Source organism: Nocardia ignorata NBRC 108230, assembly GCF_001612905.1.
GTDB lineage: Bacteria > Actinomycetota > Actinomycetes > Mycobacteriales > Mycobacteriaceae > Nocardia > Nocardia ignorata.
In genome coordinates this window covers 124,922-149,034 of record NZ_BDBI01000002.1, presented here as the reverse complement: position 1 = coordinate 149,034, position 24,113 = coordinate 124,922, and the positions used below count along the sequence as shown (strand labels likewise).

The following is a 24,113-nucleotide window of genomic DNA, read 5'->3' as shown; positions in this document are numbered from 1 at the left end:
CTCTTCCCTCCCTGCGGGCACTCCTTCGTCGCACCCTCCGGTCAGTCCAGAGCCGGGGACGGGCCGAAACCGGAAACAGTGGTTTGGGCCCCACGATATAGGGATGCCCTCCCCTGCCGGGGCTGATCGGCAGGGGAGGGCGTACACCCCTACTGGTGTAGAGGAAATCCGTTGCTAGTCAAAGCAACTCAGTGGAACTGACCCTCTTCGGTCGAGCCCTTGAGGGCCGCGGTCGAGGTGTTGGGGTCAACGGTGGTGGCGATGGTGTCGAAGTAGCCGGCACCGACCTCACGCTGGTGCTTGATGGCGGTGAAGCCACGCTCGGCGGCGGCCTTGAACTCGCGCTCCTGCAGGTCGACGAACGCGGTCATGCCCTCGCGAGCGTAGCCGTGCGCCAGGTCGAACATGCCGTAGTTGAGCGAGTGGAAGCCGGCCAGGGTGATGAACTGGAACTTGAAGCCCATCGCGCCGAGCTCACGCTGGAACTTCGCGATGGTCGCGTCGTCCAGGTGCGCCTTCCAGTTGAACGAAGGCGAGCAGTTGTAGGCCAGCAGCTGGTCCGGGAACTCGCTGCGAACCGACTCGGCGAACTTGCGCGCGACCTCGAGGTCCGGCACGCCGGTCTCCATCCAGATGAGGTCGGCGTAGGGGGCGTAGGCCTTGGCACGCGCGATGCAGGGCTCGATGCCGTTCTTCACACCGAAGAAGCCCTCGGCGGTACGGGTGCCGTCCAGGAACTCGCGGTCGCGCTCGTCCACATCGGAGGTGATGAGGGTGGCGGCCTCGGCGTCGGTGCGGGCGATGATCACCGACGGCACGTCGGCGACGTCGGCGGCCAGACGCGCGGAGGTCAGAGTGCGGATGTGCTGCTGGGTGGGGATCAGCACCTTGCCACCGAGGTGGCCGCACTTCTTCTCCGAGGCGAGCTGGTCTTCCCAGTGCACGCCCGCGGCGCCGGCCGCGATCATGGCCTTCTGCAGCTCGTAGGCGTTCAGGGCGCCACCGAAGCCGGCCTCGGCGTCGGCGACGATCGGGGCCAGCCAGTTCTTGACCGAGGTGTCACCCTCGACCTTGGCGATCTCGTCGGCGCGCAGCAGCGCGTTGTTGATGCGACGGACCACCGAGGGGACCGAGTTCGCCGGGTACAGCGACTGGTCGGGGTAGGTGTGGCCGGACAGGTTCGCGTCACCGGCGACCTGCCAACCCGACAGGTAGATGGCCTTCAGGCCGGCGCGAACCTGCTGCACGGCCTGGTTGCCGGTGAGGGCGCCGAGGGAGTTGATGTAGTCCTCGTTGTTCACGAGGTCCCACAGGATCTCCGAACCACGACGCGCGAGGGTGTGCTCCTCGACGACAGTGCCCTGCAGCTTGGAAACCTGCTCGGCGGTGTAGTTGCGGGTAATGCCCTTCCAGCGCGGGTTGGTGTCCCAATCCTGCTGGATTTCCGCAGCGGTCTTCGGGGTGCCGGCAGTCGACATCTCTGACTCCACTTCCTCGGTGTGGTCGGTGCTCCGCGCTGTCCGGCCGTTCAAACAACCGGCGGCTGAACGCTTTCGGTTGCACGGGTCGTACTGCTGAAGCAATTTGCAGGCTTGCTAGGACTAGCTAGGGCCTGAGGGGTGTACTTCCAAACAATGGCATACCCGGAAATAGCCGTCTACCTGTTGGTTGTGTGAATCTCAGCTAGGTTTGCCGCCGCTGTTGCTAACTTTGCGAAATTTGCCCTGTGATTGCAAGCACTGCGGCTACCGATGGGTAGTGCTGACCAGGAGTTTTAGCATAACGCCCGTACTGTTAGCGATCTTCGGCCGGGTGGGTGCCGATGCTCTCGAGCCTTCCAGGCTGTGAGTCGTTTCACACACCACGCCGGGCGTCGATCATGTGCGTGTCGTCACTCCGCAACGCCCGCCCGGCGTGTCACCCCTGTGGCGCACGGGGCAGAATCGGGCTGTCCGACGAAGGGAAGAGGGACCGTGCGCAAGTCGAGGATGCTGACGATCGCGGCGATGGCCGCGCTGACCGTGCTGCCGGCCGTTCCGGCGCACGCCGATCCCACCGGCGGGCAGGTCGTCTCGGTGGAGGCCCTGTCGGCCGCGGCGACGCTGCCGGGTTCGGCCCGCGCCGAGCGGTTGCTCTACCGCTCGACCACCGCGGGAGACCAACCGACCACCACCGGTGCCGCCGTGTACTTCCCGCCGGGCGAAGCCCCCGCGGGCGGCTGGCCGGTGATCGCCTGGGCGCACGGCACCGTCGGGCTGGGCGACGACTGCGCCTACAGCGTGGCCGGTCCGGCCGCCGTCGAACGCGACTGGGCTTACCTCGGCACCTGGCTGAAGCAGGGTTACGCGGTGGTCGCGGCCGACTACGCCGGTCTCGGCGGTCCGGGCGAGCACCCGTATCTGAACGGCGTCGTGGAGGCGCGCAATGTGGTCGACGCCGTGCGCGCCGCGACCGCGCGATACCCGTCGCTGTCGAACAAGTGGGCCGTGGTCGGTCAGTCGCAGGGCGGCGGCGCCGCGGTGTTCACCGCCCGCTACGCCACCGAGTTCGGCGGCCCCGAACTCGACTACCGCGGTGCCGTCGGCACGGGCGTACCCGCCTACATCGAGGACGTCATCGGCCTCGTCGGCCCGGGTGTGCCCCCGATCGCCCTGAGCTCGCACCTGACCGCCTACGTCCTGTACATCCTCAGCGGCCTGCGCACCACCTACCCCGACCTCGACATCGACGGTCTGCTCACCGACACCGGCCGCACCTGGCTCGAGCGCGCCCAGACCGCCTGCATCGGCCCCCTCGGTGACGAACTGGCCGCCGCCAAGCCGTCGGTGGGCAGCATGTTCGCCCGCCCGCTGTCGTCCATCCCGAACCTGCGCGGCCTGCTCGGCGAGTACATGGGCCTGCCCGAATCCGGCTACGACCGCCCGCTGCTGCTGGCTCAGGGCCTGCGCGACACCGACGTGGTCACCCCCGCGACCCTGCGCTACTTCGCGGTGCTCGAGGCCAACCGCCAGCCGGTGACCACCCGCACCTACCCCACCGACCACGACGGCACGGTCAACGCCTCACTGGTCGACTCGCTCCCGTTCGTCCGGGACCTGTTCGCCTGATCCGGCCGGATGCGTCGTTCGCCAGTGGTCGGCGATGTCGATGCGGCGCGTGATCCACACGTCCTCGTGGCATTGCACGTGGTCGAGGAAGCGCTCCAGGGCCGCGGTGCGGGCGGGGCGGCCCGCGATGCGGCAGTGCAGGCCGATCGAGAGCATCTTCGGGCTGCCCTCGGTCCCTTCGCGGTACAGCACGTCGAAGGCGTCGCGCAGGTGGGCGTAGAACTCCTCGCCGGTGGCGAAGCCGGCGGGCGAGCAGTAGCGCATGTCGTTGGTGTCGAGGGTGTACGGGACCACGAGGTGCTGCTGCCCGCGCACCGTGGTCCAGTAGGGCAGGTCGTCGGCGTAGGAGTCGGCGTCGTAGACGAAACCGCCGTACTCGACGACCAATTCGCGGGTGTTGGGTGAGTCGCGGCCGGTGTACCAGCCGCGTGGCGGCTCGCCGGTGAGGTCGGTGAGGATGCGCACGGCTTCGGCCATGTCGGCGCGTTCGGTCTCGCGATCCACGAGCTGATACGACTGCCAGCGCAGACCGTGACACGCTATTTCGTGGCCGAGCTCCAGAAAGGCCGCGACCGCCTCGGGATTGCGTTGCATCGCGCGGGCGACCGCGAAAACGGTGAGCGGGATACCGCGCCGTTCGAAGGCGCGCAGTATCCGCCACAGGCCGGCGCGTGAACCGTATTCGTAGAGCGATTCCATGCTCATGTGCCGGTTCGGGAAGGCTTCGGCCGGTGTCATCTCGGACAGGAAGGTTTCCGAATGCGGTGATCCGTCGAGAACGTTGTTCTCCCCGCCCTCTTCGTAATTCAGCACGAATTGCACCGCGATCCGGGCGCCGCCGGGCCACCGCGGGTCCGGCGGAGTCGGGCCGTAGCCGATGAAGTCGCGTGGCCCGGTCATGCGGAGAGCTCGCCGTAGAGCCGCAGACGAGCCAGGCCGCCGTCGGGATAGATGTCGAGGCGAACCTCTTCGACCGATGCGCCGGCGGATGTGAGGGCGAACCGGTGGCGGGTGTCGGGGAGCAGGTCGGTGCGCGGCATGATCTCGACTTCCGTTCCGTCGCCGGTGAAGCCGGTGAGCGAGGCGGCACCGGGGCTGTTGCCGAGGAAGCAGGAGGTGTCGATCTCGGCGAGCCGGATCGCGCCGGGGCCCGCGAGTTTGATACGTACCCAGTCGTTTCCGTCGTCGCGGCGGCGCGCGGTTTCCCAGCCGTCGCCCATGACGCGCGCCTGGCCGGGGTAGAGCAGTTGGTTGGGTGAGCTGTAGAAGCGGTTGGAGCAGTCGAGGACCAGCGCGCCGTTCTCGAGGGCGGCCAGGTCGAGTGGGCCGAGGCCGAGCATCGCCGGGTCGGGCCTGCCCTCGCCGTGGACCCGCAGCCGGGCGACGCCGCCATCGGGGTGCATGGTGAGTTTGACGTGGGTCCACCGGTTTTCGTCGTCGACAGTGAACGGGGTCCGGCAATCGCCCGCGACCTTCACACGGTCGAGCAGCGGCACCCAGTCGGTGCGTTCGGCGATCTGCTCCGCGGTGGGGTAACCGTCGATCGCCAGCGCCGAGACCGATACCTCGGGTGGGTAGTTGCCCTTGAACCAGGCGGTGTCCACCACGATGCCGCGGATCACGCCCGGCACGCCGAGGCGCACGATGGCCGCGTCGTCACCGGGTTTGCCGCGGTGGCGGCGCGTTTCCCAGCCGTCGTAGATCTGGCCCTTGTGCCCGAATGTCGAGGGCCGGTATTCGGCCGGGCCGGGGTTGACGAGGTTCTCCTTCTCGGCGAAGAACTCGTCGTTCGCCCAGATCACCGACCCGCCGAGCGGCCGGACCGCCAGATCTGGCAGGTGGGTGAAGTCGTCGGTCATCGGGTCTCCCGTGCTTCGGTGTTTTCTCGGCTCGACCACCGGCGGGTCATCAGGTCGACGAGGGTCTGCTCGGTGAGTTCCGGTGCACGGGTGCGCAACTCGTCATCGCTGACCGCACCGCAGCGCAGGGCGCGCACCACCGTGGTCGACAGGGCTTCGGCGGTCGCCGGCTCGTCGACCACTCCTTCCTGGCCGCGACCGACGTAGGCCTGCAGGCGTGGGACGGCCACATCGGTGGCGGTACGGAAGAAGTTGTGGGTGGCCAGCCAGCGGGTGACCAGGTGGCCGGGATGCATGTCCCAGCCCTGGTAGTAGCCGCGGCGCAGGGCACGTTCCACCAGGTGGTAGTGGTTGGTGAAAGCGAATTCGGGGTCGCTGCCCGGCACGATCTGGGTGGAGCCGTCGCAGATCCATACACCGGTCTGGGCGGCGGCGACCTGCATCACCGTTTTGGCGTGGTCCGCGGCCGGATGGTCGAGCGCCTGGTCGGTGGCGGCGATCCCACAGGCGGCGGTGTAGTCGTAGGCGCCGAAATGCAGTGCACTGCAACGGTTGTCGGACAGGGCGAGCATGCGGGCGATGGGGGCTGTGCCGTCGGGCGCGATGATCGCCTGCGGGCTTTCGATCTGCAGTTCGAAGCGCAGGGTGTGGTCGGGAAGTCCGTGGGCGCGTTCGATGCCGGAGCAGATGTCGACAATGGCCGAGACTTGTTCGGCCGCCCTGATTTTCGGAACCGTGAAGAGAAATCCGGGTAATACGTCGGCGACGCCGTCGAGCACCAATTCCAGTGTTCGTAGCGCTCGCCTGCGTTCGTCCTTGGCCAGCCCCTTGATCCGGATCCCGAACGAACCGGGTGCGCCCGGCTTTTCGGCCATCGATGCCAAGGTCTTTCCCGCTGCTGTCGCGGCGGCGTCTTCCACATCGTCGGCGCGGAAACCGTATCCGTCCTCGAAATCTATCCGCAGGTCCTGCACCGGTCGAGCGGACAGGCCGACCCGGACCGCGGGAAGGGAATCGGTGGTGTCGAGACCGGCGAGGAAGTCGGCATGGCGATCCAGCAGTTCCAGCGCGGTGGCGCCCCATTCCGCCGGGGTGTCGGCGGTGGCACGGTCGGCGGGGACATACACCGTGTGCACCGGTTGGATCCGCGTCCCCTGGCCGGGATAGCGCAGCCGCAGCTCCGCATCGACGGAATCGAGGACTGCGTCGACGCGTGCCCGGATGTGTTCGGGCAGTCGGGTATTCACTCGGCCGTTCCTTTCCTCGCGAGCCGCCAGATCCGGTCGGCGGTCATCGGCAATCGGTCGGGTCTGACATCGATGGCGTCGCGGATCGCGTTCGCCAGGGCCGGGGCAACCGGGTTGTAGGGTGACTCACTCATCGATTTGGCACCGAGCGGGCCGAGCGCGTCACTGGTTTCGGCGAAATACACCTCCGTGCGTGGCAGGTCCGCGAATTGCGGTACGTGGTAGTGCCGCAGGGTGCGGGTGGTCACCACACCCGCGTCGGTGCGCATGTCCTCGTAGAGCGCGGTCCCGATGGCCTGCGCGACACCACCTTCCACCTGCCCGCGCAACTGCACCGGATTCAGCACGGTGCCCGCGTCGGCCACCTGGATCGATTGCAGAATCCGCACCTCACCCGTCACGGGACGCACGGCCACCCGGAAGGCGTGCACGTTGAAACTCACCGAACGCGGTGTGCCCGAATGGGCCCCGTGGGCTATGAGGTCCCCGTCGGCGAGGAGTTGTGCGGCGGTGACGAGTTCGTCCCCGCAGCGCACGCCACCCGCCTCCAGCACGCAGTCCCGTTCGGGGTGGCCGCTCACCTTGGCCGCTCGCGCCAGCAGCATCGCGTGCAGTTCCAGTGCGGCGGCATAGGACGCCTTGCCCGCGACCATGGTGCCGGTCGAACCGAAAGCACCGGTGTCGTGCCCGACCAGGTCGGTGTCGGATTGACGGATCACGATCCGTTCGGCCGATGTCGCCAGGGCGGTCGCGGCGAGCTGGGCGTGGACGGTAGTTGTACCGTTGCCGAATTCCGCTGTGCCGACGTTCATCTCGTAGCGCCCGTCGATGAGCAGGCGCGCCGTCGCGTCGGCGTGATGGCCGCGTGGTGGAACGGTCGCGATCATCGCCACGGCCATTCCTTCTCCCACCCGCCAGTCCGGGCCGGGCACCTCGGCACCGTTGCCGCGATGCAGCGCTCGCTGGGCGGTGTCGAGGCACTGGTCCAGGCCGTAACTACCGAAGGTGAGGTCGCTTTCGGCGACTTCGGCGCCGGTGAACCGGTCGCCCGGTACCACCACATTGCGCCTGCGGAAATCGAACGGGTCGACGCCGATTCGGCGGGCCAGTTCGTCGATGGCGGATTCCACACCGAAGATCACCTGACCGAGCCCGTAACCACGGAAGGCGCCGGAGGGAATGTTGTTGGTGTACACCGCTTGCGCGTCGACCTTCTTGTTCGGGCACCGGTAGACGGCCACCGATTCACCGACGGAATGGAACAGCACACCCGCACTGTGGTTGCCGTAGGCACCCGCGTCGGCGAGCACGTCGACCGCCAATGCGGTGAGCAGCCCATTCTTGTCGGCGGCGGCGGTGACCTTCACCCGCATCGGGTGACGGCAAGTGGCAGAGATGAATTCGTCGGTCCGCGTGAATTCGTATTGCACCGGATGCCCGGTGCGTAGGACGGCGAGCGCGATGAGGTCTTCGACCAGCATTTCCTGTTTGGCGCCGAACCCGCCGCCCACCCGGGCCGCGAATACCCGCACCCGGTCGCGGTCGAGGCCGAACAGGTGGCACAGTTCGTCGCGAACCAGGAACGGAACCTGGGTGCTCGTGCGCAGGACGAGCCTGCCGTTGTCGTCGAGCCAGCCGATTCCGCCGTGCGTTTCCAGGTGCACGTGCTGCACGCGCGGCGAATGCCAGACACCGCGGACAACGTGCGCCGCTTCTTCGATACTGCGATCGAAATCGCCTACACCACCGTGTATTTCCGCGATCAGGTTGCGTTGCGGGTCGGCAATACGCGCGGAACCCGGCTTGTCGCCGTGCAACTTCGGTGCGTCGTCTCCGAGCGCTTCCGCCGGGTCGAACACAGCGGGCAAAACCTCGTACTCGACCCGCAACGCCCGCACCCCCGCCCGCGCCGCATCGAGGGTCTCCCCCACCACCGCCGCGACGCGCTGCCCGACGAAACGCACCGTGCGATCGAGGACGAAGGTGTCGTCGGGATCGTCCTCCCGGAATTCGTGCCGTGCCGTGGAAAATGCCACCCCCGGCGCGTCTGCCGCCGTCAGCACCGCCCGGACGCCGGGCACGGCCGACGCCTCCCCGATGTCTATCGACACCACCCGCGCATGCGCGTGCGGACTGCTCAACACGGCGATATGCCAAGGCGCCACCCCCGGCCCCCGCTCGTCCCCCACCCCGACATCGAACGTGAAAGCCTCGCCACCCCGCACCACCCGCTCCCCGGCGGGCGCTCCGACACCCTTTCCGACCTGCCCCGGCCCGAGCTCCTCGCCCGGTACCCGCGCCGCGACCGCCCGCACCTCGCGGCCCGCCACCGCCGGGTCCTCGCCCACGGCCACAGTCGTCACGCCCTCGGCCCTCCACCGATGCCCATCGTCCGGACGCACGAAGGAGGCATCGGCAGGCACTCCGGCTCGTGCCTCCATACCGGGAGGCTGTTCAAGGGCGGCATCGCCAGGCTCTCCGACTCGTGCTTCCACACCGGGAGGCGGTTCAGGGGTGGCCTCACGAGTTGTGCACAGTGGTGCACACGCGGTGAGGGCGTCGGTAATGGCTCGGTAACCCGTGCAGCGGCACAGGTTTCCTTTCATCAACTCCACGCGCTCATCCTCGGTGATTTCCGAATCGGTGCGGTCGCGGAGTAATCCGGTGGCGGTGACGACCATTCCGGCTGTGCAGAAGCCGCATTGGAACGCGGCATTGTCGACGAAACCGCGCTGCACGGTGTTCGGTCCGGCTTCACCGGAAAGACCGGCGGCAGTGGTGACGGTTCGGTCGGCGGCGCGGTGTGCGGGAATCAGGCAGGAGTGGACCGGGGCGCCGTCGAGCAGGACCGAGCAGGCGCCGCAGTCACCGGAATCGCAGCCCTTCTTCACCGCGAGAGTGCCCTGCTCCCGCAGAAGGGTTCGCAGGCACTGGCCCGGTCTGGGCGCCGTTTCGACTACGCGGCCGTCGACTTCTAGCCGCACGGTCCACCTCCCTCGTACCGAATCGCCGGCTCGGGGACGCCATCGACGCTGGTCGCCGGGTTCACGACCGCCCCTCCGCCAGTTCGGCGACAACCTCGGTCGCCAGCAGGTAGGTGACGTGCCTGCGCCAGTCCGGTGCACCGTGTGGATCGTCGAACCAGATGTTCGGTGGGATCTCGGCGAGCGCGGAGGTCAGCTCGTCCACGCTCGGCGGTCCGTCGAAATCCAGGACGACAGGACGGGTCGTCGCCGCCGTGATCGTCAGTGCGCAGGCGTCCGCGGTACCCCTGCCCATCACAACGGAACCGGAACGCCCGAGCGGAGCCAACGCGATCTTCCGAAAGCTGGTGTGCGCGTGCAGATTCCGCAGCGGAACGACAAAGGAGCGGATCACCGATCCCGGCGGCAACACATTCATCCCAGGACCGGTTACGAAGTGTCGCAAAGTGATTCGCCGTTCACCACCACCATGCGGCCACACCACCGCGTCGGCGTCGAGAGCGACCAGCGCACCGAGTACGGCACCGGCGGGCAGGGAGAGGCATACGTTTCCGCCGACCGTGGCCGTGCGCCAGATCTTGTGCGAGGCGAGCAGAGCCCGGCACGCCTGCGCGAACAATTCCGTCCCTGGCCAATCCGGCCGCAGCGTCTTCGAGCCGAGTTCACGACCGGGACGCGCACCGGCGAATTCGGCGAGCGTGCAGGTCGCGGCGATTTCGAGACCCTCGGCGGTCTCGACGAGCGACGGCCAGCCCAACGTGGTGATGTCGATCAGCCGGTCGAGGTGATCGTGGGGTTCGGAGTAGAGGAAGGTCCCGCCGGCCAGCACCGCGCTCCCCGCACCGACCTGCGCCAAATCGGCGCGCCGGCGAGCGAGCACCACCTCCCGCACGGTATCCAGATCCACATCCACCTCGCTTACCTCACCAGCCACACTAGGGGCGGCGAGTTGCCACGATGTTGCGCGACACCCACTCGAGATTGCGCCGCGGTAAACCCGATATCCACCCTCCAGTGTGCCCCTCCACCCGCGTTCCGCACCTGGTCACCCGATCACCACGCCGGGGTGACGGCATCGGCCGAGTAGGTCCCGCCACCACAGCGTGGTGATCTTGATCGAATGTCCCGGGGATCAGGCTCCGGCGAGGAGGGTGGCCTGGGCCTGGGCGACATCGGCGCCGACGGCCGCTTCGTCGACCGTGGTGACCACACCGTCGCGGACCACCTCGCGGCCGTTCACGAACAGGGCCGCCAAAGGCGGCGCGGAGCCGAGGATCAGGGCGACGACCGGATCTTCGATGCCCGCGTGGGCGGGGGTGTCGAGGCGCCACAGGGCGAGGTCGGCGAGCTTTCCGGGTTCGATCGAGCCGATGTCGTCGGCCCGGCCGAGGACACGGGCCCCGCCCATGGTGGCGAGTTCGAGTGCCCCGCGCACCGTCATGGCCTGGGGTCCGCCGACGGCTCGGGCGTAGAGGAGGGCGTTGCGTGGCTCCTCGATCAGCGAGCTCGACTCGTTGCTGGCCGCGCCGTCGACGCCGAGCCCGACCGGGATGCCCGCCGCGACCAGGTCGGCGGTGCGGGCGATGCCCGCGCCGAGGCGGCCGTTGGAGGTCGGGCAGTGGGCGATGCCGGTGCCGGTGCGAGCCATCGCCGAGATCGCGTGGTCGTCGAGGTGCACGCCGTGCGCGTACCAGACGTCGTCGCCTAGCCAGCCGAGTCGTTCCATGTACTCGGTGGGCGTGCAGTCGAAGTTCTCGCGGCAGAAGTCCAGCTCGTCGACGGTTTCGGCGAGGTGGGTGTGCAACCGCACCCCGGCCGAGCGCGCCAGGGCGGCCGATTCGCGCATCAGGTCGGCGGTCACCGAGAACGGGGAACAGGGGGCGAGGCCGATGCGCACCATGGCGTCGGGCGAGGGGTCGTGCCATTGCTCGATCGCGGTGGTGCTCGCGGCGAGGATGTCGTCGATGGGCTCGACCACGTCATCGGGCGGCAGCCCGCCCTTGCTCTGCCCGAGGTCCATCGACCCGCGCGTGGGATGGAAGCGCAACCCCACCTCGGCGGCGGCCGCGATCTCGGCGGCGAGCAGGTCACCACCACCCTGCGGGAACAGGTAGTGGTGGTCGGCGGAGGTGGTGCACCCGGTACGGGCCAGCGACACCAGCGCGCCGGTCGCGGCCACCCGCACCGACTTCTCGTCGATCCGCGCCCACACCGGGTACAGGGTCTTCAGCCATTCGAACAGGGTGCTGTCGGCGGCGAGCCCACGGGTGATCCACTGGTAGAGGTGGTGATGGGTGTTCACCAATCCCGGCGTGAGCAAGCAACCCCGCCCGTCGATCCGCGCGGTCTCCGCCCCGAACGCCGGTGCCCTGCCTTCCCCGAGCGCTTCGATCCTGTTGCCACGCACCGTGACCCATCCGCGCCGATACTCGGTCCCGGACGCATCGACAGTGGCTACCGCACACCCGTCGACAACCAGATCCGGCCCGCTCATGCCGACCACGCCGTTCCGGCATCGGGTGCGTCCGCACGCTGCAAGGTCGCGTGAATCGAACCGTAGGGGCGGTCGGCGGCCCAGAACACTTCACCCTTGTTCTCGATATCGAAGCGGTCGAGGTCGTAGTCGAAGTGGTGTTTGTTCGGGGCCGAGAGTCGGATCTCGGCCAGCATCGGAAAACGCTCCAGCACAGCGGTTCCCATCGCGTAGAGGGTCTGCTGCAGGGCACGGGAATAGGTGGTAGCGAACAGTTCCAGCAGGGTGGCGCGAATCCCGGCGAATACCTCGTCCCAGTCGATGCCGTCGATTTCGGCGAATCGCCAGTGCACGTCGAGGGAGGTGGCCAGGACGCGATCGTTCGTAGGCGCCAATGTGGTGTATTCGTCGACGAGGAAGTCGGCGAATTCCGACCCGGTCGACTTGAGCAGCACGAGATCCTTGATTCCGCCGATCAGCCAGGCTCCGGCATCGGCGGCCGTCACCGCCACGGTGCGCACCTCGGGGCCCTGTCGCACCCAGGTGTGATCGTGTTCGGCACCGTTGATCGAAACCCGCTGCCAGCCATACGATTCGACATCCACGCGAGCACTGCTCACCGGCTCGACGGTCTCGTGGAAATGCCTCGCCAACGCGATCGCGTAATCCTCGACGGTGTCGAGACCGACCTTCTTCGCGAAGGCGAACGCCGTGTTCTTCTGTGTATCGGTCGGCAGCACCTGCCGCTGATCGCCCTCGGTATAGGCCGCCTCGAAGTCACCCCGCAGGGTGGTCGTGACATTCACATCGCGGATCTCGTGGCGCGCGTTCTCCTTGTAGAACCGCACCACCCGGTTCTCGGCCTTGCCGTATCGGTTGTCGGTCAACATGATCGGGCCGGTCAGTGCCACGGCTCAACTCCCTCGGTAGGTCGAATAGGCGAACGGCGAAAGCAGCAGCGGCACATGCAGATGTGCTTGCTCGCCGACGGTGAAAGCGATACAGACCTCCGGGTAGAACGTCTCGACGCCCTGAGCCGCGAAGTAACTGCCGGTATCGAAGTACAACTGGTATTCGCCCGGATTGAGCCCGGCGGCGAGCTCTTTCACTCGCCCGTCGGCATCGGTCAATGCCTCGGTGAGCCGCAACTCACCACGCATCAACCACACGGCGACCCCCTCGGCGGGGACTCCGCGTACGGCATCGAGCACATGCGTGCTCAGCCCGGTCATGACGCCACCAGCTGTGTCAGGCGCAGCCGATTGATCTTCGCCAATTCGTCTCGCATAACCCGCCTTTCGGTCGTCGGATCGTTGTCGAGTCGCGCCCGCAGCACGGCGAGCAGTTCCTCGCCGCTACGGCCAGCCGCGCACACCAGGTAGATATGCCCGAACTTCTGCTCGTAGGCCCGGTTGCCCTCGGCCAACCGGGCCCGCACGTTGTCGCCGGAGACACCGGACTGTTCGTGCGCGGCCGTGCCGGTGGCGCGTTCACCGATGCGTGGATGCCCGGCGAGCGCGGCGTCGATCTCGGCCTCGTCGAGCGCGTCGAGGGCCGCGGCGGCGGCATCGAGCAACGACACCGCGTTGACATAGGGCCGGGCCGCCGCGATGGCCCTCGCCCAGCGCGGCGACGAGCAACAGGCAAGCAATGCCTGCTCAGCGGCGTCGTCGGGCAACGAGTTGAAGCCCGCGAGTCCGATCGCTTCCCTAGTCATCGATCCAGCATCTCCCCGATACCGGCGGCCCGCCACTCGAGCCGACCGCCGACGTACCCGTGTCGTCGCCCGCGCGCTCCCCGGCCGTAATCGACCGGCAACATTGCGCCATTACCTTCACCTGCATGCCCCGGATCGAAGCGCTCACGCACGACTCGTGCACGGGCATCGTCCTCGCGGCGGGCGCCGGAACCCGCTACGGCAAACCCAAGGCACTCGCCGAAAACGGCGCCTGGCTCACCGCCGCGATCACCGCCTTGCGCGACGGCGGCTGCGACCCGGTGATCGTGCTGCTCGGCGCCACCGGCCCCGACCCGGCGGCGCTGAACCTGCCACCCGGCACTCGGTGGCACTGGGTCGCCGACTGGGCCACCGGGCTGTCGGCGACGGTGCGCGCGGGGTTGGCCGAGGCGGCGCGGGCGGGTACCCGATATGTGGCCTTCCGCCCCGTCGACACTCCCGATATCGGTGCCGAAGTGGTGGCCCGAGTGCTCGCCGCGGCCCGCGCGAGCGAGAGTGGATTGGCTCGTAGTGTGTTCCACGACACTCCGGGCCATCCAGTTGTGATAGAGAACAAGCACTGGGAAGCCATTTACGCTGCCGCCGTTGGGGATGCGGGTGCAGGTTCCTATTTGGGTACCCGACAGGATATGGTGTGCGTCACGTGCGACGACTTGGCGACAGGGACCGATCGCGATTTCCCGGAAGTCGGCGCACGGTGATCGGAGATTTGAGATATGCGCGATATCGTCGATGACCTTCTGCGAGTGTGGCATTCGGGCGCTACCGGTGGCCTGGCAACGGTAGTCCGCACGATCGGAACGAGCGCTCTGCCGATCGGATCGGCAATGCTGGTCACCCCCAATGGCGGCGTCTTCGGATCCATCGCATCGGGCAGGCTGGAAGAAACCGTGTACGAGGCGGCGATGGAAGCCGCGCGCACCGGCATCCGGCAACTACGCCGCTACAGCATGCTCACCGGGCTGGAATCGTCTTCCGACGACGGCACCCTCGTCGATATCTTCGTCGAACCGTTCTCCTGCCGCGATTTCCCCGAATTTCCCACCGTCGCCGCCGACATTCAGGCCCATCGCCGGGTCACCGTGTTCACCGTGGTGTGGAACCAAGATCCCGACGTCATCGGCCAGCACCTGATCACCGACCGCAAACACGCCACCGAGCTGGTCGCCCTGCCCGAGTCGGACCTGTTCGTCGCCTCCTACTGCCCGCCGCCGCGCCTGCTCATCTTCGGCGCCAACGCCTACGCCGCCACCCTGTCCGCCCAGGCGCGGATGATCGGCTACCGGGTGAGCATCTGCGATTCGCGCCCCGAGTTCGCCGACCCGGCGTCGTTCCCCGGCGCCGAGGTGGTCGTCGACTGGCCGCACCGCTACCTGAACACGCTGTCCGCAGCGGGCGAAATCGACAGCAGCACAGGCATCGTCGTGCTCGCCAACGAGCCGCGCTTCGAGATTCCCCTGCTCACCGTTGCCCTTCGCCTGCCCGAACTCGGCTACCTCGCGGCCCTCGGCACCCCCGCCGACAAGGCCCGTCGCCTCGACGACCTGCGCGCGGGCGGCTTCGACGAGCCCACCCTGTCCCGGCTGCACGTCCCCGCCGGGCTGGAAGCGGGCCCGCGCACCCCCGCCGAAACCGCCGTCTTCATCACCGCCGACTTCCTCGCCTCGCGCGCAGGCCTGCGCCTGGCCGCCCACCGAGACTTCGGCAACTCCACCTCGGTGGGCATGGCTATATAGATTGCGGCCGGCGACCTATTTGAGGGAGGGGTTCTCCGCGTAGATCTCGCGGAGAACCGACAGGTCGAAGAGCTGGTCTGCCTTGATGTCGATCTCGGCGGTGCGCAGGGCGGCGATGTTCTGTTCGATCAGGGCGTCGGACATGGTGAGCAGGCCGTCGGTGCGGGTGGCGGCCGAGACGACCAAATCGTTCTGGGCGGTGGCCTCCTTGATCTGCTCGTCGAGGGAGAGTTTCAGGTCCTTGCCGTAGACCTCGACCGCCAGGCGGGCCGACTCGGCGGGGTCGGCGACGGCGTCCTTCCAGCCCTTGATCTGGGCGGTGAGGAAGGCTTTGAGCTTGTCGCGTTCGTTGTCGATGGTCGACTGGGCGACGGTCAGGGTCTCGGCCACCAGCGGTAGGCCGAAGTCGGCGAAGAGGAAATGGTCGTTGGCGAAACCCTTGGCGGCCAAGGTGATCGGCTCGTTGGTCACGTAGCTCACCCAGCCGTCCACCTCGCCGTTGGCCAGCGGGGTCGGGTCGAACTGGGCGGGCACCACGGTCACCTCGCCGGGAGCTATGCCGTTGGCGGCAAGCAGGGCGCTGAAGATCAGCTGGTTGGTGTCCTGCACACCGATCTTGCGGCTTTTCATCTCGGCCGGGGATTTGATCGGCTTACCGGCGGCGCTGACGATCGCGAAGGGATTCTTCTGGTACGTCGCGCCGACGATCTTGGCGGGCAAACCCTCCAGCACGGCGGGCGCGGTGGTCTGCGGGGCAGACAGGCCGATCCACACCTTGCCGGTATCGAGACCGGCCTCGACGGAGGTACTCGCCGCACCACCCGCGATGAGATCTACCGTTCCGAATCCCGCTTCCTTGAAATACCCGCGCGAATCGGCGAAATACTCGCCCGCGAATTCGATGTTCTTGATCCAGGACAGCTGCACCGCGACCTTGCCGTATTTCGAGCCGTCGTCGGTGGAACCGGAAGTCGCCGAACCACCCCCGCATGCGGCGAGCACGCTCGCACCGCCGATAGCGGCGCCGGTGAGCGCGGAAAAGCGAAGGAAACTACGGCGGTCGATACTGTTCATACGCAGACGCTAGATTCGCCGCGTTTCGTTTTCTTTGCCGCCAGGTTCCGCGACTATTCTTTCCGCCTTGACCCGAATCGGGCGAGCACCAGGTTCTCGATCACCCCGACCAGTGCGTACAGCAGCACCGACACCACGGTGACGACCACGATCGACGCCCACAGCCGGTTGTACTGGAACATCGGAATGGCACGAACCAGAGCGGCACCCAAACCTGTTCCGCTACCCAGCCATTCACCGAGCAGCGCACCGATGAGGGCGCCGGGCACCGATACTCGCGCGGCGGCGAAGATCGACGGCAGCGCGGCGGGCACGGCGACCATCCGCAGCCCGGTCCACCGCGAGCCGCCGTATACCGTCACCAATTCCATTGCCTGCCTCGGTGCTGCACGCAGGCCGGTCATGATCATCACCAGCGCGGGGAAGAACACGACGATGGCCGTCAGCACCGTCACGCCCGTCGTCCCGCGGCCGAACACCAGCACCACGATGGGGCTCAGCGCCACCAACGGCACCGACCGCAGCAGCATCGCTACCGGCATGAAGGTCTGTCGCACAGCCGAATACAGCACGAACAGCGCCGCGACTCCCATCGCACCGATCATGCCGACGGTGAACCCGACGGCGGCGTCGGCCAGGGTGATCGCGAGATCGTCGAGGATCGCCTGCCGGGCCGTCGGCGCACCAGGCGAGGTGACCAGGTAAGCCCAGATGTCCGAGGGTGTCTTGCCGACCCGTGGGCCGATCTGCGGGAACGCCCGAAGGAACAACGTCCAGATCACGAGCAGCAGAAGCAGCGAGGTGACCAGCGGGAACAGGAACCGCCCGAGGCCGCGCAGCACCGTCATCGTTTCTCCTCCGCACTCGTCCACGGTGCGACCACCCGGGCCAGCAACGCGATCAGCACATAGCCGAGCCCGGCCAGAGCCGCCGCGGCCAAGGCCATCCCCCAGGTGCGCGGCACGTTGTAGGCGGTCTGCGCCGCGGTGAGTGCCACCCCGATCCCGCTGTCCACACCGCCGAGGTACTCACCGATGATCGCGCCGAGCACCGCCGACGGCGCCGCGATCTTCAACGCGGCGAACGTATTCGGCAGTGCCGCAACGGCTTGCACCCGGTAGAGCTGCTGCCATCGGCCACCGCCGTAGGCGCGCACCAAGTCCAGGCTCGCCGGGTCGGCCGAGCGCAACCCGCTCACCGCGCCGACCATAGTGGTGAAGAAGCAGTACATCGCGGCCAGGAACACCGTCGGCGTGCGTCCGCCGAACACCACGAGGATGATCGGACCGAGCGCGACCAGCGGCGTGCAGTAACTCAGAATGGCGAGCTGGGTGGCCAGCGGTTCGACGCGCGGCACCAGCATGATCGTCACCGCGATTCCGATCGCGAGGGCGTTGCCCCAGAGGAAGCCGCGCAGCGCACCACCCGCGGTGACCTGGAAGTTCGGCCCGTACAGCGCCCACCCGTCCGACCACATGGTGGAGAGCACCTGCCACGGCGTCGGCACCGTTCCACCCGCGACGCCCGCGGCGGCGAGCACCCACCAGCACACGATCAACGCCGTCACACCGAGCGCGCCGGCGAACCGCGCACCGCCGATCCACAGGGGCCCACCCAGCACCGAGCGCACGCCGGTAACCGAGGTCGTCATGCCACACCCGCCCGCCCGAACAGCAGCTCCGAGAGGTAGTCGTGCAGCTTGTGGAATTCGGGCGTGCGCATCATCTCCGGCATGCGTGGCCGCGGCAGATCGATCTCGACCAGTTCGAGCACCCGGCCCGGTCGCGGGCTCAGCACCGCGACCACATCGGACAGGAACACCGCCTCGCCGATGCCGTGGGTCACCATCAGCGTCGTCGCGGGCTTCTCGGTCCAGATCCGCAGCAGTTCAAGGTTCAGCCGCTGACGGGTCATGTCGTCGAGGGCGCCGAACGGTTCGTCGAGCAGCAGCACCGACGGTTCGACCACCAGCGCCCGCGCGATCGATACCCGCTGACGCATCCCACCCGACAACTGCGCGGGCTTGGCCTTCTCGAACCCCTCCAGCCCGACCAGCGCGACCAGTTCCGCGATCCGTTCCCGGTCCACGGGCAGCCCCGCCACCTGCAAGGGCAATGCGATATTCGACACGACACTGCGCCACGGCAGCAGCGCCGAATCCTGGAACGCGATTCCGAGTTCGTGTGAACCGCGCAACTGCGCCGGGGTCTGGCCGTTGATCCGCGCGGTCCCCGCGCTCGGTTCGTCTAGGCCGGCCAGGATTCGCAGCACTGTCGACTTTCCGCAGCCCGACGGCCCGAGCAACGACAGGAACGCGCCGTCGGCGGTGTGCAGGTCGACCGAATCCAACGCGTGCACGGTGTCGCGCCCCACCCGGAACGACTTGGATAATCCGCTGACCTCTATACCCATGGCGTCACCCTAAGAGCGCCCGGTTTCCCCGATATTTCCGATTCACCGGCGGTTATTGCGCGACCGTTAAGTCCACAGATTGGGACTCGTAACAGTTTCACTCTCGGGGAGGACATAAGATACCGGAGGATCTGACAGCCTCGTCGCCACCGGGCGTATACCCGGTGCGCGGGGACCAACTGCGATGACGGCGCCGACACGGCCCGTGGACTGGAACCGACTGTTCGATGAAACTTTCTGCACTACGAAATGTCGCCGCGCTGCGCACGACGGCCGTGGCCCTGACCGCCGCCATGTCGGTGGCGGCGCTCGCCGGTGGCGCCTCGGCCGAGCCGGAGAAGGCATCCTCGGTGACCTCGGTCGTCAAGGAAGGACGCACCTGGCACCTGAAGGTGTACTCGGCGGCGATGAGGAAAGACATCACCATCGACGTGCAGCGCCCCGTCGACGAGTCGCAGCCCGCGCCCAACTTCTACATGCTCAACGGCCTCGACGCCGGTGAGGGCACCGCGAGCTGGGCCGCGCAGACCAACGCGCTCGGGTTCCTCGCCGACAAGCAGGTCAATGTCATCCAGCCCATCGGTGGTCGCGGCAGCTACTACACCGACTGGAAGCAGGAAGACCCCAAGCTGGGTCTGAACAAGTGGAAGACCTTCTTCACCGAAGAGCTCCCGCCGCTGCTCGACAGCACCCTCAACTCGACCGGCCTGAACGCGCTGGCCGGCCTGTCCACCTCCGGCACCTCGGTGCTGCAGCTGGCCGAGGCCAAGCCGGGCCTGTTCAAGTCGGTGGCCGCCTACAGCGGTTGCGCGCAGATCGCCGACCCGCTGGGCAAGCAGGCCGTCAAGTTCTCGGTGGAGACCTGGGCGGGCGGCAAGACCGCCAACATGTACGGCGCCGACAACGACCCGGCGTGGGTGGAGAACGACCCGGTCATCAACGCCGAGAAGCTGCGCGGCACCAACCTCTACATCTCCAGCGGTAGCGGCATGCCGTCCAACGCCGATGTCGAGTACTACCTCAGCAACGCCCCCGGCCCGATGGGTGCGATCAACCTCGGCCTCGGTGTCGGCATCGAGGCGGCGACCAACGCCTGCAGCCAGAACCTGAAGGCCAAGCTGGACTCGCTGAACATCCCGGCGACCTACCAGTTCACCCCGATGGGCACCCACTACTGGCCCTACTGGGAACAGGCGCTGCACGATTCGTGGCCGCTGCTCGCCCAGGGTATGGGCATCTGATTCGCGGTAAGCATCGAAACGGGAGGCGTCCTTCGGGCGCCTCCCGTTCTCGTTTCTCAGGCCGTGCGCGCGGGCAGGCCGGAACGGATGAAGTAGGCGATCTGGTCGCAGATCTCGTCGACCGAGATCGCGTCACCCGGCACGGTGGCGTGCACCATTTCCTGGGCGAGCGAGGTGACCGCGCCGATCAGCGCGAGGGTGAACAGGTGGAAACTGCGCGAGGGCGCCTCACCGCGTTCGGCCGCGCGTTGCGCCTCGCGGGTGAGCAGCGCCGAAATCGAACGCCGCTGCGCGCGCCGCCATTCCTCCACCGCCGGGCTCACCCCGACGATCTCCACATAGAAAACCCGTGCGGCCCGCCGGTCCCGGCAGGTCACCGAGAGAAACGCGCGGAAACTCTCCACCACGCGCACCACGAGCGGCTGTTCACGGGTGCGGTCGAGGGCTTCGTCGAGTCGTTGCAGCGCGGCGGAATTGAGCCGGTCGACCAGCGCGATCAGCAGCGCTTCGCGGCTGCCGATGTCTTCGTAGAAACTGCGCGTCGACACATTCGCAGTGGCACACAATCGTTCGATGGAGGTCGACGAATAACCACGGGTTCCGAACAATTCCAGTGCCGCGTCGGTCAAACGGCTCCGGCGTAGGGCAATTCGCTGCTCGCGCGACAATCCACCATAACTTCGACCACTCTCGACTTCTGCCGCACGCCGTACCACCCGTGCATGCTAGCGCGCGAACGGCACGAATCCGGTGGAATCGTCAGCCACCAATTCTATTGGCACACCGCGAATTACTCGGAGTCGTCGATCGGTTCGGCCAGCGGCCAACCACCGGCCGCCAGGTGCGAAGCCACCCGCGACACATCCTCGGCGGCGGGCTGCTCTTTCGCGAAATCGGCGACAGCGGCGGCGATCTCGGCGTGGCTGATGGATTCGCGGTTCGGATTGGCCGCGATCAGCTGTTCGCCGATGGCCACCACCTCGTAATCGGTGAGGTTGCGGTGCAGCACCGCGAACAGCGCGACATAGTCCGATTGCGGAATGCCCTGTGGGTAGCCGGCGCGCAGCCAGCCGAGTACCCGCGACATCAGGCCGGGCCGTACCGGTGGGGTGGATGACGAGTCGGTCATTGGTCCTCGCTCAGGATTGTCCGAACAGGTGGATGCCGAACTGGTGCGCGATGAAAGCCTTTGCCGTGAACAGAATTCCGCAGATCACCAGCCCGACGATGAGAACGACGCAGGCCAGTGCGCCCGCCAGGGCGAGATGGTTTCGCCGCACCCGCCCGTCGGCGTCGACCGTTTCGCCGTTGGCCCACCAGCGCACCGCGAACGCGAAGACGGCGGGCACGCCCGCGCCGAGAACGAGGGCGGCGATCAGCACATCCCACAGTTCACGCAGATTCAGCCAGAGTGTGTGCATCCCGGTGTCCTCCTATTCCGGCCGCGGGTGGTCGGGTTCGGCCGAGGCCCATTCCTCGTTGACGTTGTGGTGACCGACCGGGTCGCGGCGCGAGCGCAGGTAGATCGCCAGCGCTCCGAAGACCAGTATCGCGAACACCACGAGCACTCCGGCCAGCCCGCCGATCAGATGCGCCACCAGCCAGCAGATCGCACCGACCACGCCCGCCGCGGGCAGGGTGAGCATCCATGCGACAACCATGCGGCCCATCACCCCCCAGCGCACCTCGGCGCCCTTACCGATGCCGGTGCCGAGAATGGCGCCGGTCGCGGTCTGCGTGGTCGACAGCGGCAACCCGAAGTGCGCGGAGGTGAGGATGATCGCCGCCGAGGTGGATTCGGCCGCGAGGCCCTGCGGCGACTCGATCTCGACGAGGCCCTTGCCGAGGGTCCGGATGATCCGCCACCCGCCGAGGTAGGTGCCCAGCGCGATGGCGAAGGCACAGGAGGCCATCACCCACAGCGGCATGTGGTCATCGGCATCGATCGAGCCGTAGGCCACCAGCGCGAGGAAGATGACGCCCATCGTCTTCTGCGCGTCGTTGGTGCCGTGGGCGAGCGAGACCAGCGACGCCGACCCGATCTGGCCCCACCGGAAGCCCTCGTCGGTCTTGTCCCGGCTCACCCCGCGGGTGATGCGGTACACCAGGTAGGTGCCGATCGCGGCGACCAGCGCGGCGACCACCGGCGCGAGCACCGCGGGCAGCACGATCTTCACCAGCACGCCCTCGGTGCCCGACACCCAGATGACGCCGCTCCAGCCGAGCGCGGCGAGCGTGGCGCCGATCAGCCCGCCGAACAGGGCGTGCGAGGAACTCGACGGTAGGCCGAGCAACCAGGTGAACAGATTCCACAGGATGCCGCCGACGAGCCCCGCGAACACGATCACCAGCAGATCCTGGCCCTGCACCTCGTCGAGCCGCACGATCCCCTTGGCGACGGTCGCGGCGACGGCCACCGAGAGGAACGCGCCGATCAGGTTCAGCGCACCCGAGATCGCCACGGCCGTCTTCGGCTTCAACGCACCGGTGGCGATGGAGGTCGCCATGGCGTTGGCCGTGTCGTGGAAGCCGTTGGTGAAGTCGAAGACGAGAGCTGTGACGATGACGATCAACAGGACCACAAGTTCGGCGCTCACCCGAACAGTGTGTCGTATGGCGGTGTCATTGGCGGCTGGCGCCGCGGGGTTTCGAGGCATTCCTACCCGAAAGGCGCTGCGCTCAGCGTCCGCCCAGCGCACGCACGGTTTCGATGGTGTCCGCCTGGGCGGGTTCCTTGTCCGGGCGGTACCGAAGCACCCGGGCGAAACGCAAGGCGACGCCGCCGGGGTACCGGGTACTGGTCTGCACGCCGTCGAGCGCGATCTCGACCACCAGATTCGGGCGCAGATACACCGTCTGGGCGTCGCGGTGGGTGGCGTGCCGGGGAAATTCCTCGGTCTGCCAGCGCAGCAGTTCGTCGGTGAGGCCCTTGAAGGTCTTGCCGACCATCACCGGTTCGCCGGTGTCCTGGTCGAGCGCGGCCAGGTGCAGGTTCGACAGGAATCCCGTGCGGCGGCCGTAACCCCATTCGGCACCGATGACCAGCAGATCGAGGGTGTGCGCGGGTTTGACCTTCTGCCAGGCCTTGCCGCGCCTCCCCGCTGCGTACGGCGCTTCGAGCGACTTGACCATCACGCCCTCGTTGCCGACGGCGAGCGCGTCGTCGTAGCACTCGGCGGCCGCCTCGGCGTCGGGCGCGACCAGTGTCGGGATGGCGTGCGGTCCGGCCACCCGGTCCAGCGCCCGGCGGCGCACCCGCAGGGGCTCGTCGAGCAGGTCTTCGCCGTCCAGGTGCAGGCAGTCGAAGAAGTACGGGTGCAGCAGCAGTTCGCGCGTGTCGCCGATGGTGGCGAAGCGGCTCATCGTCTCCTGGAACGGGCGCGGGCGACCGGCGTCGGTGAGCGCGAGGGTCTCGCCGTCGAGCACCACGCTCGTGCAGTCGAGGCCACGAACCAGTTCGACCAGTTCGGGAACGCCTGCGGTGATGTCGCGCAGGGTGCGGGTGAACACCCACACCTGCTCCCCCGCCCGGTGCGCCTGGATGCGGGCGCCGTCGAGTTTGTGTTCGACGCTCACCTGCGGGCCGAGTTCGGCCAGCGCCTCGTCCAGTGAACCGCCCGGGGAGGCGAGCATCGGCGCGACCGGCCTGCCGACCTCGAGACGGAACTCCCGCAGCGCGTCCTCGCCGCCGGTGATCGCGGCGACGGCGGTGGCGGGCAGGTTCCCGGACAGCATGTGCGCGCGGCGGATCACGTCTACGCCGATGCCGGTGGATCGGGCCAGGCCCTCCACCACCTGCGCGGTGAGCGCGCCCTGGCGCAGTTCGCCGGTGAGCAGCCGGATCAGGAAGGACTGTTCCTCTTCGGTCGCCGCCGTGAACAGCTCGGTGAGTATTTCGCGGCGGCTTTTGGTGGAACTCACGCCCTTCAGCCGGGTGAAGTAGTCGTCGACCTGTTCGACCGTGAGTCGGTTCCGATCGCTCGCCGCCGCGCCCAGCCCGGTGACCGTTCGCCACCCCACACCGATCCGGCCCTGGGTGAGTTCACCCGACAACCAGGCGACCACGGTGCCGATCCCCGCCGGACCCGCGGCCGAGAGCAACGCGGCGAGGGCAGCGGTCTTCTCCTTGCGCGACCGGGTGGCCCGAACCTGCTCCGAGGTCGCGACGACATCGCTGAACAGCACCGTTCGACCGTAGCGCGCCGGTGTGACACATCGCTCAGCACACGATGCTAAGAACTG

General features: G+C 67.7%; 23 protein-coding genes. 4 read left to right on the top strand and 19 right to left on the bottom strand.

Annotated features, from left to right (window positions below; genetic code table 11):
• Positions 1-188 precede the first annotated feature (188 nt).
• Positions 189-1,478 (bottom strand): isocitrate lyase, encoded by a 1,290-nt coding sequence (gene aceA / locus NI2_RS01055; protein ID WP_067484780.1) that lies wholly within the window; start codon positions 1,476-1,478, stop codon positions 189-191.
• Positions 1,479-2,006: 528 nt separating this feature from the next.
• On the opposite strand from aceA, the gene NI2_RS01050 reads away from it, so the two are divergent.
• Positions 2,007-3,107 (top strand): alpha/beta hydrolase, encoded by a 1,101-nt coding sequence (locus NI2_RS01050; RefSeq protein WP_371851931.1) that lies wholly within the window; start codon positions 2,007-2,009, stop codon positions 3,105-3,107.
• Here the strand turns inward: NI2_RS01050 and puuE are convergent.
• The 9 genes from puuE to uraD all read right to left on the bottom strand — a co-directional run bounded on the left by puuE (position 3,063) and on the right by uraD (position 13,387).
• The gene (gene puuE / locus NI2_RS01045; protein ID WP_067484774.1) at positions 3,063-4,007 is read right to left on the bottom strand and encodes an allantoinase PuuE; all 945 of its coding nucleotides are present in this window, start codon (positions 4,005-4,007) and stop codon (positions 3,063-3,065) included. The genes NI2_RS01050 and puuE overlap by 45 nt on opposite strands.
• Complete coding sequence (gene alc, locus NI2_RS01040; protein WP_067484771.1) at positions 4,004-4,966, bottom strand: allantoicase; 963 nt, start codon at positions 4,964-4,966, stop codon at positions 4,004-4,006. Before alc ends, puuE begins: the two co-directional genes overlap by 4 nt.
• Entirely contained in the window at positions 4,963-6,213 is a 1,251-nt protein-coding gene (locus tag NI2_RS01035; protein ID WP_084475772.1) for a DUF6986 family protein, read from the bottom strand. The genes alc and NI2_RS01035 overlap by 4 nt, the downstream gene beginning before the upstream one ends.
• On the bottom strand, positions 6,210-9,197 hold the full coding sequence (locus NI2_RS01030) for a molybdopterin-dependent oxidoreductase (RefSeq protein ID WP_067484765.1): 2,988 nt from the start codon (positions 9,195-9,197) through the stop codon (positions 6,210-6,212). Before NI2_RS01030 ends, NI2_RS01035 begins: the two co-directional genes overlap by 4 nt.
• A gap of 61 nt (positions 9,198-9,258) precedes the next feature.
• Complete coding sequence (locus NI2_RS01025) at positions 9,259-10,110, bottom strand: FAD binding domain-containing protein (protein WP_307656083.1); 852 nt, start codon at positions 10,108-10,110, stop codon at positions 9,259-9,261.
• Positions 10,111-10,329: 219 nt separating this feature from the next.
• Positions 10,330-11,691, bottom strand: a complete 1,362-nt coding sequence (locus NI2_RS01020) for an 8-oxoguanine deaminase (protein WP_067485821.1) — start codon at positions 11,689-11,691, stop codon at positions 10,330-10,332.
• The gene (pucL, locus tag NI2_RS01015) at positions 11,688-12,560 is read right to left on the bottom strand and encodes a factor-independent urate hydroxylase (protein ID WP_067485819.1); all 873 of its coding nucleotides are present in this window, start codon (positions 12,558-12,560) and stop codon (positions 11,688-11,690) included. Before pucL ends, NI2_RS01020 begins: the two co-directional genes overlap by 4 nt.
• 24 nt (positions 12,561-12,584) lie before the next feature.
• Entirely contained in the window at positions 12,585-12,902 is a 318-nt protein-coding gene (gene uraH / locus NI2_RS01010; protein ID WP_067484762.1) for a hydroxyisourate hydrolase, read from the bottom strand.
• Positions 12,899-13,387 carry a 2-oxo-4-hydroxy-4-carboxy-5-ureidoimidazoline decarboxylase gene (uraD, locus tag NI2_RS01005; RefSeq protein WP_067484759.1) on the bottom strand — a complete coding sequence of 163 codons (489 nt, stop codon included), beginning with the start codon at positions 13,385-13,387 and terminating at the stop codon, positions 12,899-12,901. The genes uraH and uraD overlap by 4 nt, the downstream gene beginning before the upstream one ends.
• Before the next feature lie 125 nt (positions 13,388-13,512).
• On the opposite strand from uraD, the gene NI2_RS01000 reads away from it, so the two are divergent.
• Both NI2_RS01000 and NI2_RS00995 read left to right on the top strand, forming a co-directional pair.
• Positions 13,513-14,109, top strand: a complete 597-nt coding sequence (locus NI2_RS01000) for a nucleotidyltransferase family protein (RefSeq protein ID WP_067484758.1) — start codon at positions 13,513-13,515, stop codon at positions 14,107-14,109.
• A 15-nt stretch (positions 14,110-14,124) separates the two neighbouring features.
• A complete protein-coding gene (locus tag NI2_RS00995; protein WP_067484757.1) occupies positions 14,125-15,144 on the top strand; it encodes an XdhC family protein in 1,020 nt (339 codons plus the stop codon).
• A gap of 15 nt (positions 15,145-15,159) precedes the next feature.
• Here the strand turns inward: NI2_RS00995 and NI2_RS00990 are convergent, their stop codons facing one another.
• The 4 genes from NI2_RS00990 to NI2_RS00975 are packed head-to-tail and all read right to left on the bottom strand — an operon-like array spanning position 15,160 to position 18,630.
• The gene (locus NI2_RS00990; protein WP_067484756.1) at positions 15,160-16,218 is read right to left on the bottom strand and encodes an ABC transporter substrate-binding protein; all 1,059 of its coding nucleotides are present in this window, start codon (positions 16,216-16,218) and stop codon (positions 15,160-15,162) included.
• A 53-nt stretch (positions 16,219-16,271) separates the two neighbouring features.
• Entirely contained in the window at positions 16,272-17,066 is a 795-nt protein-coding gene (locus NI2_RS00985) for an ABC transporter permease (protein WP_067484755.1), read from the bottom strand.
• Positions 17,063-17,869 (bottom strand): ABC transporter permease, encoded by an 807-nt coding sequence (locus NI2_RS00980; RefSeq protein ID WP_084475771.1) that lies wholly within the window; start codon positions 17,867-17,869, stop codon positions 17,063-17,065. The genes NI2_RS00985 and NI2_RS00980 overlap by 4 nt, the downstream gene beginning before the upstream one ends.
• Entirely contained in the window at positions 17,866-18,630 is a 765-nt protein-coding gene (locus NI2_RS00975) for an ABC transporter ATP-binding protein (protein WP_067484747.1), read from the bottom strand. Before NI2_RS00975 ends, NI2_RS00980 begins: the two co-directional genes overlap by 4 nt.
• A 227-nt stretch (positions 18,631-18,857) precedes the next feature.
• On the opposite strand from NI2_RS00975, the gene NI2_RS00970 reads away from it, so the two are divergent.
• Positions 18,858-19,871, top strand: a complete 1,014-nt coding sequence (locus tag NI2_RS00970; RefSeq protein ID WP_067484744.1) for an alpha/beta hydrolase — start codon at positions 18,858-18,860, stop codon at positions 19,869-19,871.
• 56 nt (positions 19,872-19,927) lie between these two features.
• On the opposite strand, the gene NI2_RS00965 is transcribed toward NI2_RS00970, so the two are convergent.
• The 5 genes from NI2_RS00965 to NI2_RS00945 all read right to left on the bottom strand — a co-directional run bounded on the left by NI2_RS00965 (position 19,928) and on the right by NI2_RS00945 (position 24,056).
• Complete coding sequence (locus NI2_RS00965) at positions 19,928-20,587, bottom strand: TetR/AcrR family transcriptional regulator (protein WP_067484741.1); 660 nt, start codon at positions 20,585-20,587, stop codon at positions 19,928-19,930.
• A 74-nt stretch (positions 20,588-20,661) separates the two neighbouring features.
• Complete coding sequence (locus NI2_RS00960) at positions 20,662-21,000, bottom strand: DUF3349 domain-containing protein (protein WP_067484738.1); 339 nt, start codon at positions 20,998-21,000, stop codon at positions 20,662-20,664.
• A 10-nt stretch (positions 21,001-21,010) separates the two neighbouring features.
• Positions 21,011-21,292 (bottom strand): hypothetical protein, encoded by a 282-nt coding sequence (locus NI2_RS00955; RefSeq protein ID WP_067484735.1) that lies wholly within the window; start codon positions 21,290-21,292, stop codon positions 21,011-21,013.
• Positions 21,293-21,304: 12 nt separating this feature from the next.
• Positions 21,305-22,468 (bottom strand): inorganic phosphate transporter, encoded by a 1,164-nt coding sequence (locus tag NI2_RS00950; RefSeq protein WP_067484732.1) that lies wholly within the window; start codon positions 22,466-22,468, stop codon positions 21,305-21,307.
• A gap of 82 nt (positions 22,469-22,550) precedes the next feature.
• A complete protein-coding gene (locus NI2_RS00945) occupies positions 22,551-24,056 on the bottom strand; it encodes an ATP-dependent DNA ligase (RefSeq protein WP_067484729.1) in 1,506 nt (501 codons plus the stop codon).
• Positions 24,057-24,113: the final 57 nt, after the last annotated feature.